Below are 16,996 nucleotides of genomic sequence, written 5' to 3' on the forward strand. Positions count from 1 at the left end.
GCCACTGGCCGGCGAATTGTAAGCCCGGATTCAGTTCGGCATTTTCACCCGACACGCCCAAACGCAGCCCATACAAACTCTGGGGTGGCTGGCGCCAGACCCGGTGCCCGCTTTCATCAAACAACGCCAGCGGTTCCCCGGTCGGTGCACACACGGCATACTGTGTCTGGATATTTCCGGGGAGCAATTCGCGGCGGTTTTCCGGATTTGGGGTAAAAAACTGCACCTGCTGCGCCAGCAACTGCCAGCCATCAAACACCAGATGGCGGATACTGTACAGTCGGTTGTGCCGGTACTCGCGGATTTCGGCCGGGACATCGCCGTCCCACAGGTAGGTGGTGCGCTCACCCGACTGTTCACACACTTTTTCGGTACGCCGACCGAAGGCGTCATAGCGATAGGCCCACTGCTGGCCGCCCGGTGTCTGTACCCCGATAAGCTGGTTCTGGCTGTTCCAGCGGAACTTGGTGAGCTGCGGGCGGTGCCCTTCCTGCCAGAGCTGCATAGCGGTCATGCGACCCGCATCGTCATACTCAAACAGATGCTGGCCGAGCTGGCGTAACCGGTGGCCTTTCTGGTACAGCCGCTCCCCGTCTATCTCATTGAGGCCATCGAAACGGCGGGATGGGTAACCGGACGCATCATATTGGTAGTGTTCCCGCAAGCGTTCTCCATCACTGACAGAAGTGACCTGTCCATTACCGTTCACTACATAGCGCAGCCACTGTCGCTCATCATTCGCCGCCACTAAATTAAGTACCGCATCGTAATGATATTCTCTGTCCAATCCTGCCAGCGTCGGTTGTGGAATATCTGCAACTTCATGCGATGCAAAAAACTCGGTGTTACGCCCCGCACGCTGTGCAGTCAACTGTCCCATCAGGGAGTGCTCTTGACGCAGGATAAAACCCTTATCAGACTGACGGTGCCATTCATGGCCGTCTTCGTCCCTTTCAAAGTTAAGCGTATGCTCGCCATTGATGCTTAATAACCGAAGTTCGCCAGCCTTGTTAGCTTCTGTTTTCACCTGCCAGAGCTGCCCATCCAAAGTATAAAGTGATCTTTCTACTGTAGAGCTATCTGGATAATCACGTTGGATTTTCCCGTGAATCTGAGTTTCTTTGACAACGCGGTCTTTATCATCGTATTCGAACGTCAGAGGTATGCCTTCTGGTGCAATGACTTCCAGCAAACGACCAAGTATATCGTAGCGATAGGTAGTGATACCTTCCGGTGTATGCATTGCAGTCATGCGCTGGGCAGCATCGTATTCGTAGCGAGTGATATTGCCCAAAGCATCCCGTTTTTCAATACAGTTGCCGTTGCCATCATACGCATAGTGCCATTGCGTTCCCGCATAGTCGGTTTCGGTGATAACCCGTCCGTCCGCATCCAGTGTATAACTGTAGCTTTCTCCTTGCGGGTTAATGACTTCAAGTAGTTGCAGGCTATCGAGATCATAACGGTATTGCCAACGATGACCTTCACCATCTACACGGGCTACAGGCAGGTCAAACGGCCCGTATTCGATATGCCATTTCACCCCACGCGCATCTGTCCAATCGGTCAGGTTACCGTGACGGTCATGGCGAAAACGTTCGAGGCTATTGTTAGGACGATCACTTAAGGACACACGATGATGGCGATCGTATTCCCATAACCATAGTGCACCGCCTCCTGAAGTAAGCCGTTGCAATCGGTCATGGCTGTCATAGCCCAACCGCAAACTGCGATTCTCTTCATCAAACAATTTGGTCAGACGCTGATGTTCATCATATTCCCACGTCCGTTTATTCCCCGTATCGTCTTCAGCAGCAACAACCAACCCAAATTCATTGCGGGTCAGTGTCGTTTTGCTACCATCCGGGGCAATAAAGCATTCAGCGTTACCCTTGTCATCATACTGCTGCCACCAAACTCGACCTAGCGGATCGGTCATGCTGATCAGACGATCTGAATCATCATAGTGATATTGCCACGTAGCGCCTGTTGCATCGGTAAATGCTGTTACCAACCCCGTATCGGCCAGATAATCCAGAGTCAATATTTGCCCTTCCGGCAGAATCTGCCGCCGCAAGTTGCCCCACTCGTCATATTCATAATGGGTAACATGACCACAAGGTGTTTCTACTTGAGTAACTTGCTGTTGGTCATTGTAATACCAACTAGTGGTATGACCTTGCGGTGTAGTAGAGCGGGTGACGCCAGGCTCATAGGTCAGATGTACTGGATAAAAACCACGACTACCCACACTGTTGGTACAACGCCCTTGTGCATCATAGATATAATCCACTGCCGTCTGGTCACCATCAGACCAACGACTGATCAGCCCCTGTTCGTTATATTCATAGAACAAATGAAATTGTTGAGTACTGTCCGAATCCGATAACCAACCATTATCGTGATAGCCATAACGTGCCATCACTTCATTCAGTCCATTGTCACTGCGACGAATTTCTTCTAACAGGCCATTTTTACGGTATAGCAGTACTAGTTCAGGTCCATCACTGTGTGTAATTTTCTCCAATTGATGTGTGTCGTTATAGTGAAAACACACCACATTCCCATTGCGGTCACGATGTTCAGTGAGTAACCATCGTTGTGTACTTTCCGGGGCTTTCTTCTCTGTGAGGGCCAGCAAAGTAAAATATTTACTCACTGGGTTATTACGCTCTTTCAGTACAAATCCAGATTTTCCACGGCTTAGGGTAAAGTCGGGATGTTCCGGGTTGGTGCTATGATTAACACTCTTCGGCAAAGCAAAATGTAGTGATGCCCCTTCGGTAGTCAGGATTTCTATCCTATCCCCGGTAACAATGACACATTCTGAAAAGTTATCGAACCAATTCTCTCCTAGCAATCCTCGCTGTCCCGGTGACCAGCTACGAGTAAATTGCAGCGGCACAGTCTGCCCCAATTCAACATCAGTGCGTTGATCAAACAGAGCTCCTGTTGTCACATCAATTGGGTCACCGGTAAAGAATTTTTTCGTACTGGCCCAATAACGTTTTAATCCCTGGGTTTCCTTAAAAGCAATTTTGGCACAACTCCGCGTCTCACCCCGAATAATCTTCCCGGCTGTCTTCGCTCCTTTGATAGCGCCTTTCAGAACGGCCTGTCTGCCCGTTTTGGTTAGCAGTTTGCCAATCCCCTTTGCTATTCCTCTCGACGGTGGCACCAAAAATTCTACCGCTATCAACAAAGCACGTTGCCAGCCAGAAAACTCCTCTTGTACTTCCAGATAAGTCCCCTGACCAGAGCCAATAAAGACTGTACTTGCACCACTCTTGATAGTGGAACCACACACCAGTTTGTCATTTACGCGAGCCGCCGGCTCTCCATTGATAAAGACTGATTCACTGCCTTGTGCTATCAGCGGCGGTGGGTGTTTGCTGCATTTTGCTAAATCAACCGTAGCCCGTGCTGCCTCTTTGCCCTCAATCAGTACATTCGATGAACCGCCATCTATTACGCCATCCGGCGGCCCAAAACTGTCCACCATATTGGCCACCGCCGAGCTGACATCACTGATAAGACCTCCTAATGCCAGTGTACCCGCTGTACCTAATGCCAGTACCGCAACAGTCGCCAACCCACCTGTTCCTACCACCAATGCCGAAGCAGCAGCAAAGACCGCTGCACCAATCAACGCACCTGCTACAACCCCCATCAATGCTCCCAAAAAACTCGAATGCTTGATAGCGTCTCCTTTGCGGGCTGCTGCTGGTCCTCTTGGTTGTGACGGTGGCATCACTCTCCCTACCGCATGAGTTGCCCCCACACGGGCAATCCGTGTTACTATTTCGTCACCCAGCCCCATTTTGACCTCCTGTCACACGGCCTGAAAACTGTTGACTACCGCCAGTAATGCGTTACGTTGCCCTTCATCAAAGGGTTGTGGGGATGTCAGGTTAAAAGCCAATAACTGGCAACCCCTAATTTGCAACACCACTGTTTGGTGCATTTCACCTTCTGGGCTTTGCCAGTGATAATCCAGCCGCCAGGCTGATTCACCACTGAGTTCAATTTGCAACCGCTGATGTTCCTGATACCCAGGCAGATGAGTCGTAAACTGCGTCAGAGTTTGTTCATAATACGCCACCATATCGGTTCCTTGTGGCACAGGAGTCCGGTTAATCACCAGATTGACCCCACTATCATCGGGCAGAACAAAAACATGCATTGATTCATCACGCCAGCCAGTTGGAATGTTCAGGGTGCCTTCGTTCATCTGGTAAGAGTGTGCGCTCATAGTGTTTCCTTTTTCACCTTTTCTAAAATTGTCAATGCGATTAGCGGCGCAGCCAAAACACAATAATGTTTGACTGGCTTGATTTGGTTCCCGGTATATTCACTGTCAGGCAGGGTATCAGTTCAGAGTGATCACCTTCTGGCCGTTGATAATCACTGTCTCTCCGGTAATGTGAATGTTTCCTTCCTTGTCTATCGAAATACTTCCTTTGGTATTACCGATGTGGATACCCTCTTCGACAGACTGAATCGTGATTGCTCCCTTAACGCTGAGCACGCTCGTTTTTTCCACTGTCACTTGTCGTGTACCAATGCTGCTTACTTCCGTACCAACGATCTCTTTATGACGGTCTTTACGCACGGTAATAACTTGATTGTTGCCGACACTTTCTGTGTGGTCATGCGTCACTCGGGTAGTCCTATCATTGAGTACTGTCGTGCTCATATCCTTCTGTGCATGCAATGAAAGCAGCTCGCTGCCTTTGGAATCTTCAAACAATAACTCGTTATAGCCCTCTCCCTTATGGGTCTTGGAACGGAATGCCATTTGGGTTTTGCTGCCCGGTAACGCGCCCGGAGGGATATTACTGGCGTGATAAGTACGTCCGGTGACTATCGGCTGATCTGGGTCTCCATGCAGGAAATCCACCACCACTTCTTGTCCAATACGCGGTATCGCCAGCATTCCCCAACCTTGCCCCGCCCACGGCTGTGTAACTCGGATCCAGCAAGAGCTCTGATCATCACTCTGTCCATAGCGATCCCACGGGAACTGGAGGCGGATACGACCGTACTGGTCGCAGAAAATTTCTTCCCCTGCCGGGCCAACGACTTTGGCAATCTGTGGGCCGTCGATAACGGGCTTCGGCAACGGAGTCGGGCGCCAGCTTTGGTTATGGCGGATAAAATGGAACTGGCTATGTAGGTTAGTACCTGTATCACTGTTGGCGGTTTCCCTTGCTTGTGGCTGGCTGCCGGAATGGCTCGCACCTACCACCTGCCACGGTTGGTTAAGGTCAGCACGCGGGTGATTGTATAGGGTGAATAAGCGACCCGGTTGGACGGCGATGGCGTTGCCGCTGCCTTGCCCCATTACGGCATCGTTGCGCAGAGCTTCGAGACGATAGCGGGTAAAGGCTTCACCATGAACCTCATCTTTGAAACGTCCCGGATAGTCATAGTGCTCGTAATACCTTTCCTGCAAGGTGTCTTCCTTCATCTCTGCCCGGAATTCGGCTGCCCAGGCAGGATTTTTGAAGGTATAGTCTTTCAGTTGCACCTGCGCCGGTCGCACTTGTGCACTGCATGTCAGGCTGGTGATGGCAGGTTTTCCGATTGTGCTGGCTTCACCCGGTTGATAAGGGATAACAATACCTGGAGGTACGGAACCGGCATCATCAGCAAAGACCAGTGTGTTACGGCCATTGCCGCATTCAAAGAAATAGAAAATACCTTCTTCAGCGGTCAGGCGTTGCAAGAAAGTGAAGTCGCTTTCCTGATACTGGACACAAAACTCCCGTTCAGGGTGCGGGTGACGCAGACTGAATACGACGTCACGGATACCATGCTCTTTCAGGATGGTGGTGATGATGGCGGAGATATCCAGTTGCTGGAAAATGCGCGAGTTCTGTCTGAGGGTTGTACGCCATAGGTCAGGGCGAATAGTCATCTGATAGGTGGTCTGGTGCAACCCGGTGTTACCCTGTTCAAAGTAGGATACGATCCCTGTGATGCTACGTTGTTCAACGCCATCCTGTAAAATGGTCAGTGTGGCTGTGCGATCCAGTACTGTTGGAAAATCGATAGCTGGATCAGCACTCGCCAATCCTACATTCAAATTGAACGGTTGGGAAAAACTTTCATTCAAAGTGAAATCAGTGACAACAAAGGTCTGCGGTGGCAACCCTCCTGCGGTTAGCGTGAATTGCAGGCCACTGGGTGCACTACCTCCCAACATGTCCACAACCTGTTGCCCTTGTTGAGCAAGGGACTGTCCTTTCTGTAACTTAGCTATATTCTTCTCTATTGACATTGCATGTCTCCCTGGTTTATTCGCCACCGACTTATTTAGCAGCACGATTACGTTGTTCAGTCGCATGACGCAGGCGGTCATAACGGCCGAGCAGAGCATTAAAACGGTCATCGATTCCTTTCATCAGTACAGGCGGAACAGCTTCACCTTTTTCCACATGCGTGCTCAACTGGCGCAACAGCTCTTCCAGTGGTACTTCGCTGCCGTGACTGCGCTGGATATCGTAAATGGCAGTCTTAAGATAAGAGAGGGTAAAACTGCCACGAGTGCGCTCTTGCAACAGAATTTTGTCCGCCAGTTGCTGGAGTTGATCACGAGTAGTGTACCAACTGCCTTTCAACGGTACGCTATCGATACGGGCAGTCATTTGTTGTTGCCAGTGACGGGTGGCGTTAACCTGCTCTGCCGATTGGGGCCACTGTTTCTCAGCGGTTGTTGTCACTGTCCGGGCAGCATCCCATGTGGCGAGTGGCGATGTCTCTGCCAAGCGCTCAAGTTGGAATGCGTAGTCTGTTAAGGCTGGCTGGTACAGCCACGCCAACCGTGAGCCGGCGGGTTGCTCTGTAATGGCATTCAGTTGCTGTTGTAACGGCTTATAGAGCAGCAACCAACACCCTATCAGTACCAATATCCCCAACAATGCTCCAAGCCCAAAGCCCTGCCATGCTGTCAGGCCGTGTGGCGGTTGTTCAGGGAACTGTACTTTGACCCTCTGCTGATTATCCGTCGGAATACTTTCAGTATGCGTCGGTAGAGAAGATGGTGATGTTTCCGGCTCTGATTCGGATTTAGATAGGTAGACCAATGGTGGCATTTGTACCGGTTGTTGTACCGGTTTCGCGGCCTGTCGTGGTTTTTCCAGTTTTTTCGCCGCGTTCTGGAAGAACCACAGTAAGTTCTCCACTCTCGGTAGGCGTTTCAGGTCGGATTGCTGTAATCGGTCAACAATAAGCTGGAGTGCCCGCTCAGCACGATAAATCATCCGCAGGTCACTAGCGGCAAAGTCCAGTTGACGCAGTATGCTACCAGTACGGTTGTGAAACCATTCCAGCAAATCAGTGCGTACCTGCGGTTGTGGCGGCCACAAATCATCCCATTCACTGACGATAACTCCCGCCAGCAATTCACAGCCCTCAGTGAATCCCGCCAGTCCATTTAGCTGCATTCTGGCTAAGGTGTAATAAATCGCCGTCTGTAAATCGACGCCATTGGTTTTGAACAACGTCAGTGATAGCGACTCCACCAGCATCCAGTTCACTTCCGGTTGTGATGGATGACTGGTTTTGTTGATTTCGTCGCGGATAACCGCGAATTCCGGCAAGTTCAGTGGACTGCCACCCGCCCGGATAATGAGATTTTCAGGGTGCCCGCTCATGTCTGTTTTTTCTCCTTAAAAAAAACCCTGCCCGAAGGCAGGGGAAGTTTTGCTTTCAAGACTTACCCACACCTTCAACTCAATAGAGGGTATCCGGCAGTTTGAACTGGCTGAACAACCCACCGGCAAACGGATTGTCCGATTCATCCACGTAGATGCGGTAGGTCACATCACCCCCCTCTACGCTAAAGCGCACATCAAAGGAACCCGGTTGAACATTGGTCAGCTTGCCGCTGTTAATCAAGCGTAATTGCGCCCACGGCCCCACATAGCTGATAGAACGCGGTGCCTGGTTGCTTCTGTCCGGCATCAGAGTCAGCTTACTTTCTGTACCCGCACGCATGGTGTTCGGCCATATCAGACGCGCAACATTACTGCGGCCGTGGGTATAATCCACCAACTGACCATCAAGGTTCAGCAGAGCCCGGCGTTTGTTACCGGTCAGATTCACTGGCTCAATGGCAAACTGAGTTCCCAGTCCATTTTGTGGTGAGAAGAAGGTGGTGCGAATGCGGTTCGCATTCTCCAATTGTTTCAATACGTCAGGACGGATCAATTCACGACCATCCGTACCCGTAGTGAGGTTGTTCGCCACAAACGGTTTCAGACTCTGCTTGTAGAAAGCATCCAGTGTGCCGTCTGGACGGAAGAAGCGCTCAAATTCGCTTAATGGTACTTCTTCTTTAGCATCTGGATTGAACGGATAACGGCCAGCCAGATAGGTGTTGTACTGTTTGACGACAGTATCTTGCCATTCCACTTCCAGTGAGCGTACTGCCTCCATCATCACCACACGCCACGCCTGATTAGCCAGCTCCCCAATCCAGCGATCCAATGGCTCAGGCAGATTTTTCGCCATTTGCTGTACTTCAAAAATCGCATCACTGTTGTTCTTATCCAGACGCATCTGAACTGCTTGCAGTGCCGCCTTACCGGGAGTTGGTGAATTCTGGATAGCCAGCAGATAACGATGCAATGCCATCAATTTCTGGTAGACACTTTGCAATGTACTGCCCTTATCACCATGCTCGATCAATACGCCGGTTTCCTGTGCAAATCCACGGCTGATATCTGTCAATAAGCTGTAATCCTTCTTCTCCAACAACGCATTTCTTTCCGTGTTGCTCAATGAGCTGTCGAGCATCGGCGGGTTGGTATTATCGCTCAGGATTTGTAATGCCCGTTTGATAGGCTGTTCACCACTAATCACCTGTTCAATGGCACTGATAGCCTGTGGCAAATCCTCAAAATCACGGACTTCGAGGTTGTTCATCGCTGCCCGCCATGTTGCGGTGTAATCTGCCAGATACAGTTCAGTGATTTCACTTTCGATCCTATCTCGATCTGCCTTACTGTAATTGTCTTTACGCTGTGACGGCTCCGGCTCTTTGTATTGATCTTTATTCTTCGATAAGTTCAGCACCCAGCTATCCATCTCGGTCAGCTCCACCAACTTATCACTCTGCTGAACGAAGTAATCCATGAGGCCATGACGGGTCAGGAACTGAGGTATCACTAATCGTTTTTCGTTACTGGCGACAAACACGCTGTCAAAGCTCGGCCCTATCTGATCACGCAGATTGATAGGCGCTGACAGCGTATCCTGAGCCTTAATACGCAAGTTCTGATAAACCCGTTGTTTGACGGAGAGCGTACTCAGCTCCTGCTGAGCTTGTCGGATTGGTTTTGCAAACGGAGCGAAGCTATCAATGGCCTCCCGATCGCCTGCATCACGTTTCTCTTTCCATTTAGAAAGATCCAACGCGTAATTCAAGTGGGTCAGCAAGGCATCCTGCACATCGCGCTGACCATAGAACGCTTTACTCCAGCGCTCACGCATATACTGTGCCACCAACCCTTTATTACGTTTACTCTCATCTTCCATCATGCGCATGACACGCAGAATTTCGAGTTTTTCCTCACTGCCTGCCGGCGCCTTATTTAGGTCATCCAACAGAACACGCATCAGAGATGGCAGGAAATGCTGCTCCAGCAGATTCAGATACGTGTTTTCCACTTTCTTCCCTACCCTGCTGCCCTGATACAACCCCATATCCGTCAGGAAGGATTTGTTCTCATAGTAGTTGCCGTAAGCCAATGTTGCGTCACGAATCGGGTTCAGCAATGGCAGTTGGAGACTACCGTAGTTGTCATCGCCTTTCGGAGCAGGTACAGAGAGGAATTTTTTCGCCTCTGCCAGTACCTCTTCCCCGGCCCGATAGTTTTTCTGGTAGAAGTAATGCCAGCCACCCCACATTGTCAGTATGACCAGCGCACTAACCGTGGAGAAGGTGTATAACTGGCGACGATTGCGACTCAGCCAGATACGGTTTTCTGCCGCCAGATTCGGTTCTGCCAGCAATACGTCTTCAAACAGGGATTGAGTGAAGTATGGCAAAGTGTCACCCGTCGGCCATGTCGGAAACGCCTGCGTACCGAGGTGATACTGTGCCGAAGCCGATTGAGTAAATATATCGTCCATCTGTCCCACCTGATGGGCGGAAGTCAGGTAAACTCCGCGCAGCATCGGACGATGGTTTTCGTCGTTGTACAGGATGTCTTCCAGCATCTGCACGATATAACTGTGCAGTCCCTGAATCTGACGGGTGAAACTGAACAATGCACTGCGCTGGTTGGCATCAACACTGTTCAGCATCATATCCGGCATTGCACCGTTCAGGTTGTTCATCCACTGTTGCCAGAATTGCTCCAGCTCACTGCGCCATGCTTTTTCATCACGGCTGCTAAGGTGATTGTTGAGACTGAAAGTCACACCAAGGATCTGATCACGCTGTTTACGATCCAGTGACTGGTACATCGCCTCAAAACCGTGCAACAGGTCAATCTTGGTCATTACCAGATAGAGCGGCAACTGACTGTGGAAAGTCAGACGAATTTCTTGCAAACGCTGGTGGATTTCCCGCACGTAACGATCCCGTTGTTCGCGGTTATCTGTCAGCAAACGCAAGGTATCTACGGTCAGAATAATCCCGTTAAGCGGCTGACGCTGGCGGTTTTCCGATAACCAGTTCAGCAGAGCTTCCCACAAGCGACTGTTGATCTGCGGCTTGTCACTGTTCAGCGGAATGGGCTGGTCAATCAGACGGCCTCTGGGGTCAATGATGACGGCTTTTTCCCCCAACCAACAACGCAGCAACAGAGGGATTTCCCCGTCCTGACGCAGATATTCTGGTGCAGCAATTTCAGACAGTTTGTAACCTTCCTTAATCAGGGAGGTTTTACCGCTCTGTTGGCTACCGATCACCATGTACCACGGACGTTCATACAGGTAGTTGTAGGAGTCCAGGTGGCGCTGTAACTGAGATTTCCAGTGATCAAGGTAACGGTCTTGGTATTCAATATCTACACGTACCGGATCAACCACTTTCAGTTCAACGTCAAGGTTCAGTTTTTCAAGCTGACGCAAGCGACGCCATGCTTTCATGCCGATCCAACCCAGCACGGCCATAATGATAATGGCCGTCGCCAACCAACGGGCAGCAAGGCTTTCCAGCGGGAAATCTTCACGTATCTTCCATTCCGGTCCCCACCACCAGACCGCTATCAGAAGCAGGCAGGGAATAAGCGCCAGAATAAGTGCTGTTGTTGCCTTAAGGCGCGGCATGGATTTAAATTTCCCTAGCGCCGGCAAAATCGATTTCAATTGAGAGATTGATGACAAAGAGGGCCATTTCATGGGTTAACGCTCCTGTTTGAAGCAGTATCCTTATCAAGCGAAGGGATTTTTTCAGCCAGTAAAGTTAGCAGGCCGGGTTCCCATTGAGTCAATAACATGTGTTGTCCAGTGTGTAACAAATTCCGGTAATGCTGCTTTGCCAGTGCTGTCATGCCAGCTTCTTCAAGAAGTTGAGCATTGAGCAACTGACCATAGAATTGATCACGGGGTTCCGTGAGTTGTTGCTGGTGCTCTTCCAGCATCTTCAGGGCAGCTTCCAGCCCTTGTTGCTGGAAACACTGCCAGATAGCTTCCTGATCAGCAGACACCGAACCGCCTCCGGTTGATGCAGTCGGTTCAGGTGTCAGCCAATTCAAGGTCTCTGTAGAAATAAACGGACTCATATCGGAAAAACTTAAGGTTTTTAATATGGGTAACCGTTCTAAAAACGCATTCAGTTCGTTACGAATGGCCTGTGCAACATTTTTATAGCCCAGTTGTAACGCTGCCTGAGCCGCAATAGCGTGCCCATCCAGCCAGTAAGGCGCAAGCGTCAGGCTCTGCTCGATCTGAGTCAGCAGTTTGTTATCTGCTGTTGGCAGCCTTGACAAATAATCAGCAGTGCGATCCGCAGAAGTTGGTGCCAACGGTGTTTTGCCCGTGGCATTCGCCATGGGTGCTGTCGTGATGGTATGCCAGACGGCATGACGGCGCAGACAATAGCCGATAGGTGATTCGGGATATCGTTCACAAAGCAGATCTGAAACCGTCATCAGAGTCTGCTTCCACGCTTTTTCGCTGGAGCTATTGACGTCCACTTCCGGCATCGGTGCAATTTCATTTACCTGATGTGAATCTGTCTGATATGAATGTGCTTCAGGCGCCGCTTTGGGTGCCGTTGATGCCGCAGAAACAGGTTGTAATGGTGCTGCGCCTGCTTCTGGTTGACGGTTATAACGGGTACGCAGTTGATCAACTTCTTTTGCCAGATCCGGTTCGCTGGCGTGCCAGCACTGTGCAAGATGAGCTAATACCCCTTGAGCATCATTTCGCTGATTTTTGCTGGATTGCTCTGTAAAGCCTGTCTGAGCAGAATCAAAACGTTTGATCACCTGCTGTGCAAGACGGCGCTTTAACAATGGCTTGCTTGGCCATGCTTTTTCCCAGTAGTTTTTCACGTACTCAGTCAGCAGCTCCATCGCCAAGAGCAATTCAGCAGGATGCCCTGCGTGTTGCAGAGTTCGCAGCAAGTGCACCATCAACCGAAAATCTTTGCTGGTTTCGCTGAAAAGTTGCAGAGCCTGTCGCTGAATTTCTCCAATATCCAGCGAGCCATGCGATAGCGAGCCGAATTTAATCATTTCACCATCAATAAATTCCCATGCGGGCTCATTGTCATCCAGAGCCTTGCCAATTTGTTCGTCGGACAGTGGGGCCAGCAGGGAGCCGAACCAGTCGAATTGTGTTCTGATATCCATGTCGATTACCAACGACAGGCTTCGCGCAATGGTTTCGCGGCCTGCTCCAACTGAGAAATGTTAAAGGTTATCTGGCTACCTTGCTTTGGTGTGATAGTCATCTGATCGCTGCCCATTAAGCGTTTGATTTCATCAATTCCCGGCAAGCCACGGCTGGATTCCCATAAGTAACCACGTTCCCGCAGGAACCATTCTGTTTTAAACTGGGTTTTGTTTGTCATGATAGTGACCTCCCCCGACTCCGCCGGTTTAGGCAGAGCTACCTGCAAACGGGTGATGCGATCAATGCAACTCAACATCAAGACAGGACGCGGTGGCGGAACCCCGATTGCAGGAGTGGTAAGGATTATCCGGGTTGTACCGTTTTCTCCCTGTGTGACGATGAAACCGGTGGAATAATCGGTACGTTGCATTTCCTGCTCCATCGCCTGCCGCCACAAAGGTCCCATGTCTTCCAGCGTCACTGGCAAGGTATTGACCTTAAGGTTATCCAACTCCCTGTCATAACATGCCAGTCGGATAAGAGGAGATGGCTCAAAACGACATTGTTGCAGTGCATCCAATTGTTTTTCCTGTTGTACAACCACTTCTTGCACAATCACTTCCTGTGGCGTGGACTCTGCGATTTCTTTTTCCCCTGCCATCTCCGCAAGTTTGGGGTCGCCTGCCAATGACGCAAGTAATGAACTGATAATTAAAACAATATTCATAATCTACACCCGTATTTTGCCAGTTTGTAAACCAACGTGCGCTGAGCAATGCCCAGACTTTGAGCAATCAGTCTGGTGTCATTGCCGTACTGACGCTGACGTTGAACCAACACGGCACTTTCAAATTCTTCTATGGCCTTTGGCAGATTATCGATGTGACTGTAATCCACGGAGATACTGCCTGCCCTTGAGTTTTTCGATTCACTCAGGGAGGCAAGCAGTTCATCCAATTGTTTTTCTTTTTGGCGCTGGACCTGAAATATCTGACGGATCTGGCGTAACTGCCCACGCAGTTGTTCAAGCTCCTGCAACTTTTTCAGACGGTGCTGCATAACATGGCAATAGATGCCGAACATGTTTTCATTGCTGGTAAAATGGCTGACATTTTCGGCAAAAATGGCAATAACACCGCAAGCCTGTTCGTTGTAGTCAAACAGAGGAATGCCATACAACCCGCAGTTATGCGGCAACTCTGCAATGAATGTGCGAAAGTGAATATCGTCAATACGTACCCCGTGGTTAAGGGAATCCCATAACGTTGGGGTTCCCTTACGCAACACTTGTATCAATGGGTTATTGACATCATCAATATCCACATGCAGCCTGCGTGAGTTGGTTTGCTGATGTTCTGGTAAGTTCAGATCTGGCAGATTGATGTTTGGCAAATTACAGCATTCCAGCCTGTTTTCATTGATGTTAAGCAGGAAAACCAAAAGGGCATCAAAACGCGAGCTTTGGCTCACCAGCAAAAAGTGGTCAACCAGTTGTTCAATGGTGTTATGTTCCAATAACGCTAACGCGCTTTTCAGCCTCTGTTTCATTACTCTGCCTCCTCAACCTCTGCGTGGAACTCATGCTCTGCCACGGTTAACCGAATGGCACTGATTGGGGTGCCTGTTGCCATTTTCTGCAATAGCAATAGTGAAACCGGTGGCAACAGTGCACCATCAATGATGGATTCCAGCATACGGGCACCGTTTTCCGCACGGGTAGCGCGTTGCAGGATCTCTTCTGCCACATCATCGCTGATGGTGACTTCGGCGTTGAAGCGCTGTGACAACAGTTTGTCCAGTCTGTCCAACTTGGCCCGTATGATAGTCTTCAGCGTTTCATGGCCAAGCGGCAGGTAAGGGATCACTTCCATACGAGCTAGCAGGGCAGGTTTGAAGAATGCCGCCAGTTCCGGGTAAAGCTGATCATTGATCTGCTCTGGTTGTTCGGCGTAATCAACAATGGTTTGGTAACCCAGATTGGAGGTTAGGAAGAACACAACGTTTTTACAGTCGATGATACGGCCTTCACCATCTGCCAGTTCACCTTTATCGAATGCCTGATAGAACAGATTCAATACATCCGGGTGAGCTTTTTCCACTTCATCCAACAAGACAACGGAATAAGGTTTCTGACGGATAGCTTCGGTCAACACGCCGCCTTCTCCGTATCCCACATAACCCGGAGGAGAACCGATCAGACGTGAAACCGTGTGTTTCTCCTGAAACTCAGACATATTGATTGTCGTGAGGTACTGACGTCCACCAAACATCAGTTCGGCAAGTTGCAATACTGTTTCGGTTTTACCGACGCCACTTGGCCCTACCAACAGGAATGCTCCCAGAGGACGCCCCGGACGACGCAGATCAGCACGCGCAGTCAACAGGTGTTTATGCAGGTATTGAATAGCAATTTCCTGCCCTTTGATGTTTTGGCCCAAATGGATAGGCAATTCAGTCACGATTGATAATTCGCTCTGTGACAAACGGTTCAACGGAACCCCCGTCCATTCAGCGATAACAGCGGCAATCTGGGTTTTGTCCACATGCGGAGAAACCAGTGTTTGTTGCTGCTGAAGTTCAGCCAATTGTGCGTTGAGTTGAGCCAGTTTTTCGATCAGAGAGGGTTCATCGGCGGGTTCTGTCGCAGGTTCTTCCTGTTCGCTCACATTATTTTCTGCTTCATCACCAGATAACAGTTGGCTGCGCAATTCAATGATCTGCTTCACCAGTTCCTGCTGTTGCTGCCAACTGCTTTCCAGTGTGGTCAGTTGTTCCTGGATCTCTTGTTGCTGGTTTTGCAGCTCTTCCAGTCTTTCTGCATGTTCGTTCAGCCCCATCCGTTGTTCTCTTTCCAGCACATCGATTTCCATCTGCATTTGATGAAGTTCGGTCGTCAGGGAAGAAATCTGACGCGGTGGCGATGTCAGGTTAATGGCTACACGGGCGCAAGCGGTATCCAGAACATCAATCGCTTTATCCGGCAACTGACGACCAGAGAGATAACGGTCACTCAATACGGCTGATGCTCTCAGTGCTTCATCGTCGATCAGAACACCATGTGCCTGCTCGTAGATGGCTCTCAGGCCACGCATAATGATGGTTGCTTCTTCTGCACTAGGCTCAGAGACTTTCACCAACTGGAAACGACGAGACAATGCCGCGTCTTTCTCAAAGTATTTTTTGTACTCGCCCCATGTCGTTGCAGCAATGGTTTTCAGTTCACCACGCGCCAGTGCAGGTTTCAGTAGGTTGGAGATATCCAGCCCGCCCGCCTGATTACCTGCCCCAATCAAGGTATGGGCTTCATCAATAAACAGGATGATCGGTACAGATGACTGATGAATTTCAGTCATGATGCCTTTGAAACGTTTTTCAAATTCACCTTTGACTGCGGCTCCTGCCTGCAACGCACCGAGATCCAGAGTCAGCAATTCGCTGTTACGCAGTTTATCCGGTACACGATCGTTGATAATCCGCAGCGCTAATCCTTCAATCAGGGCACTTTTACCTACACCCGCCTCACCCACAACGATGGGATTGTTTTTACGACGGCGGCAAAGAATGTCGATCATCAGGTCAATTTCATTATCACGGCACAGTACCGGATCGAGTTTGCCCTGACGCGCCTGCTCAGTCATGTTCTGGGTAAAGCGCGCCAACAGGCTGTCACTGTTTGCCGGATGTACACCTTGCCCCTCTTTATCGCTGACACTGAAAGGCTGTTCGGCAGAGCCATTTGTCCATTCAGTAAAGTTCTGGCGCAGCAGTTCACGGTTAATGCCCGCCAGCAGACGCGCAGATTGCGGAGCCAGATAGCGCAGAGGACTAAACAACAGGGCAATCAGCATTACGCCACTGCGCAGTTCGCTATGCTGCATCTCAGTGGAAGCCAGCAGCCAGCTATCCTGTAACCATTCCACCAGCATTGGAGAAAAGTTCGGATAAGTTTGTACAATCGCCTGATGATGTGTGACCACCTGATCGAGTTGCTCTTTCAGCAGATCTTTATCGACGTCTGCTTTGTTAAGGATCAAACGCACATCACTGAGTGGTGTATCGATCATTTGAAACAGTAGCTGAGCAACCGTGATCTCAGGTTGCTGCTGACTGACGCAGGATGCCGCCGCCGCTTCCAGTGCATGACGGGTCATCGGGTTTAAACGGTTTACAAGAGTGGGCAGATCAATCTGAATCATGGCGA

Annotated in this window: 9 protein-coding genes; all 9 read right to left on the reverse strand. The window is 50.1% G+C overall.

Annotated features, from left to right (window positions below):
- Positions 1 to 3,820: PAAR domain-containing protein (locus tag ABLA85_RS00155; protein ID WP_367960307.1), on the reverse strand; the 3,820-nt coding region annotated here is incomplete at its 3' end.
- Between the two features lie 12 nt (positions 3,821 to 3,832).
- Entirely contained in the window at positions 3,833 to 4,252 is a 420-nt protein-coding gene (locus ABLA85_RS00160) for a DUF1795 domain-containing protein (RefSeq protein ID WP_367960309.1), read from the reverse strand.
- Between the two features lie 117 nt (positions 4,253 to 4,369).
- The gene (locus ABLA85_RS00165; RefSeq protein ID WP_367960311.1) at positions 4,370 to 6,283 is read right to left on the reverse strand and encodes a type VI secretion system tip protein VgrG; all 1,914 of its coding nucleotides are present in this window, start codon (positions 6,281 to 6,283) and stop codon (positions 4,370 to 4,372) included.
- 31 nt (positions 6,284 to 6,314) lie between these two features.
- Entirely contained in the window at positions 6,315 to 7,658 is a 1,344-nt protein-coding gene (locus ABLA85_RS00170; protein WP_367960312.1) for a VasL domain-containing protein, read from the reverse strand.
- A 79-nt stretch (positions 7,659 to 7,737) separates the two neighbouring features.
- Positions 7,738 to 11,283 carry a type VI secretion system membrane subunit TssM gene (gene tssM / locus ABLA85_RS00175; protein ID WP_367960587.1) on the reverse strand — a complete coding sequence of 1,182 codons (3,546 nt, stop codon included), beginning with the start codon at positions 11,281 to 11,283 and terminating at the stop codon, positions 7,738 to 7,740.
- A 68-nt stretch (positions 11,284 to 11,351) separates the two neighbouring features.
- Positions 11,352 to 12,812, reverse strand: coding sequence for a type VI secretion system protein TssA (gene tssA, locus ABLA85_RS00180; protein ID WP_367960314.1), 1,461 nt, complete (start codon positions 12,810 to 12,812; stop codon positions 11,352 to 11,354).
- Between the two features lie 5 nt (positions 12,813 to 12,817).
- Positions 12,818 to 13,522, reverse strand: coding sequence for a type VI secretion system-associated protein VasI (gene vasI, locus ABLA85_RS00185; RefSeq protein ID WP_367960315.1), 705 nt, complete (start codon positions 13,520 to 13,522; stop codon positions 12,818 to 12,820).
- Positions 13,519 to 14,343 carry a Fis family transcriptional regulator gene (locus ABLA85_RS00190; RefSeq protein ID WP_367960317.1) on the reverse strand — a complete coding sequence of 275 codons (825 nt, stop codon included), beginning with the start codon at positions 14,341 to 14,343 and terminating at the stop codon, positions 13,519 to 13,521. Before ABLA85_RS00190 ends, vasI begins: the two co-directional genes overlap by 4 nt.
- A complete protein-coding gene (gene tssH / locus ABLA85_RS00195; RefSeq protein ID WP_367960318.1) occupies positions 14,343 to 16,991 on the reverse strand; it encodes a type VI secretion system ATPase TssH in 2,649 nt (882 codons plus the stop codon). Before tssH ends, ABLA85_RS00190 begins: the two co-directional genes overlap by 1 nt.
- Between the last annotated feature and the right edge of the window lie 5 nt (positions 16,992 to 16,996).

Origin of the sequence: Xenorhabdus sp. SGI246, from assembly GCF_040838225.1 — a bacterium.
GTDB classification, from domain to species: domain Bacteria; phylum Pseudomonadota; class Gammaproteobacteria; order Enterobacterales; family Enterobacteriaceae; genus Xenorhabdus; species Xenorhabdus indica.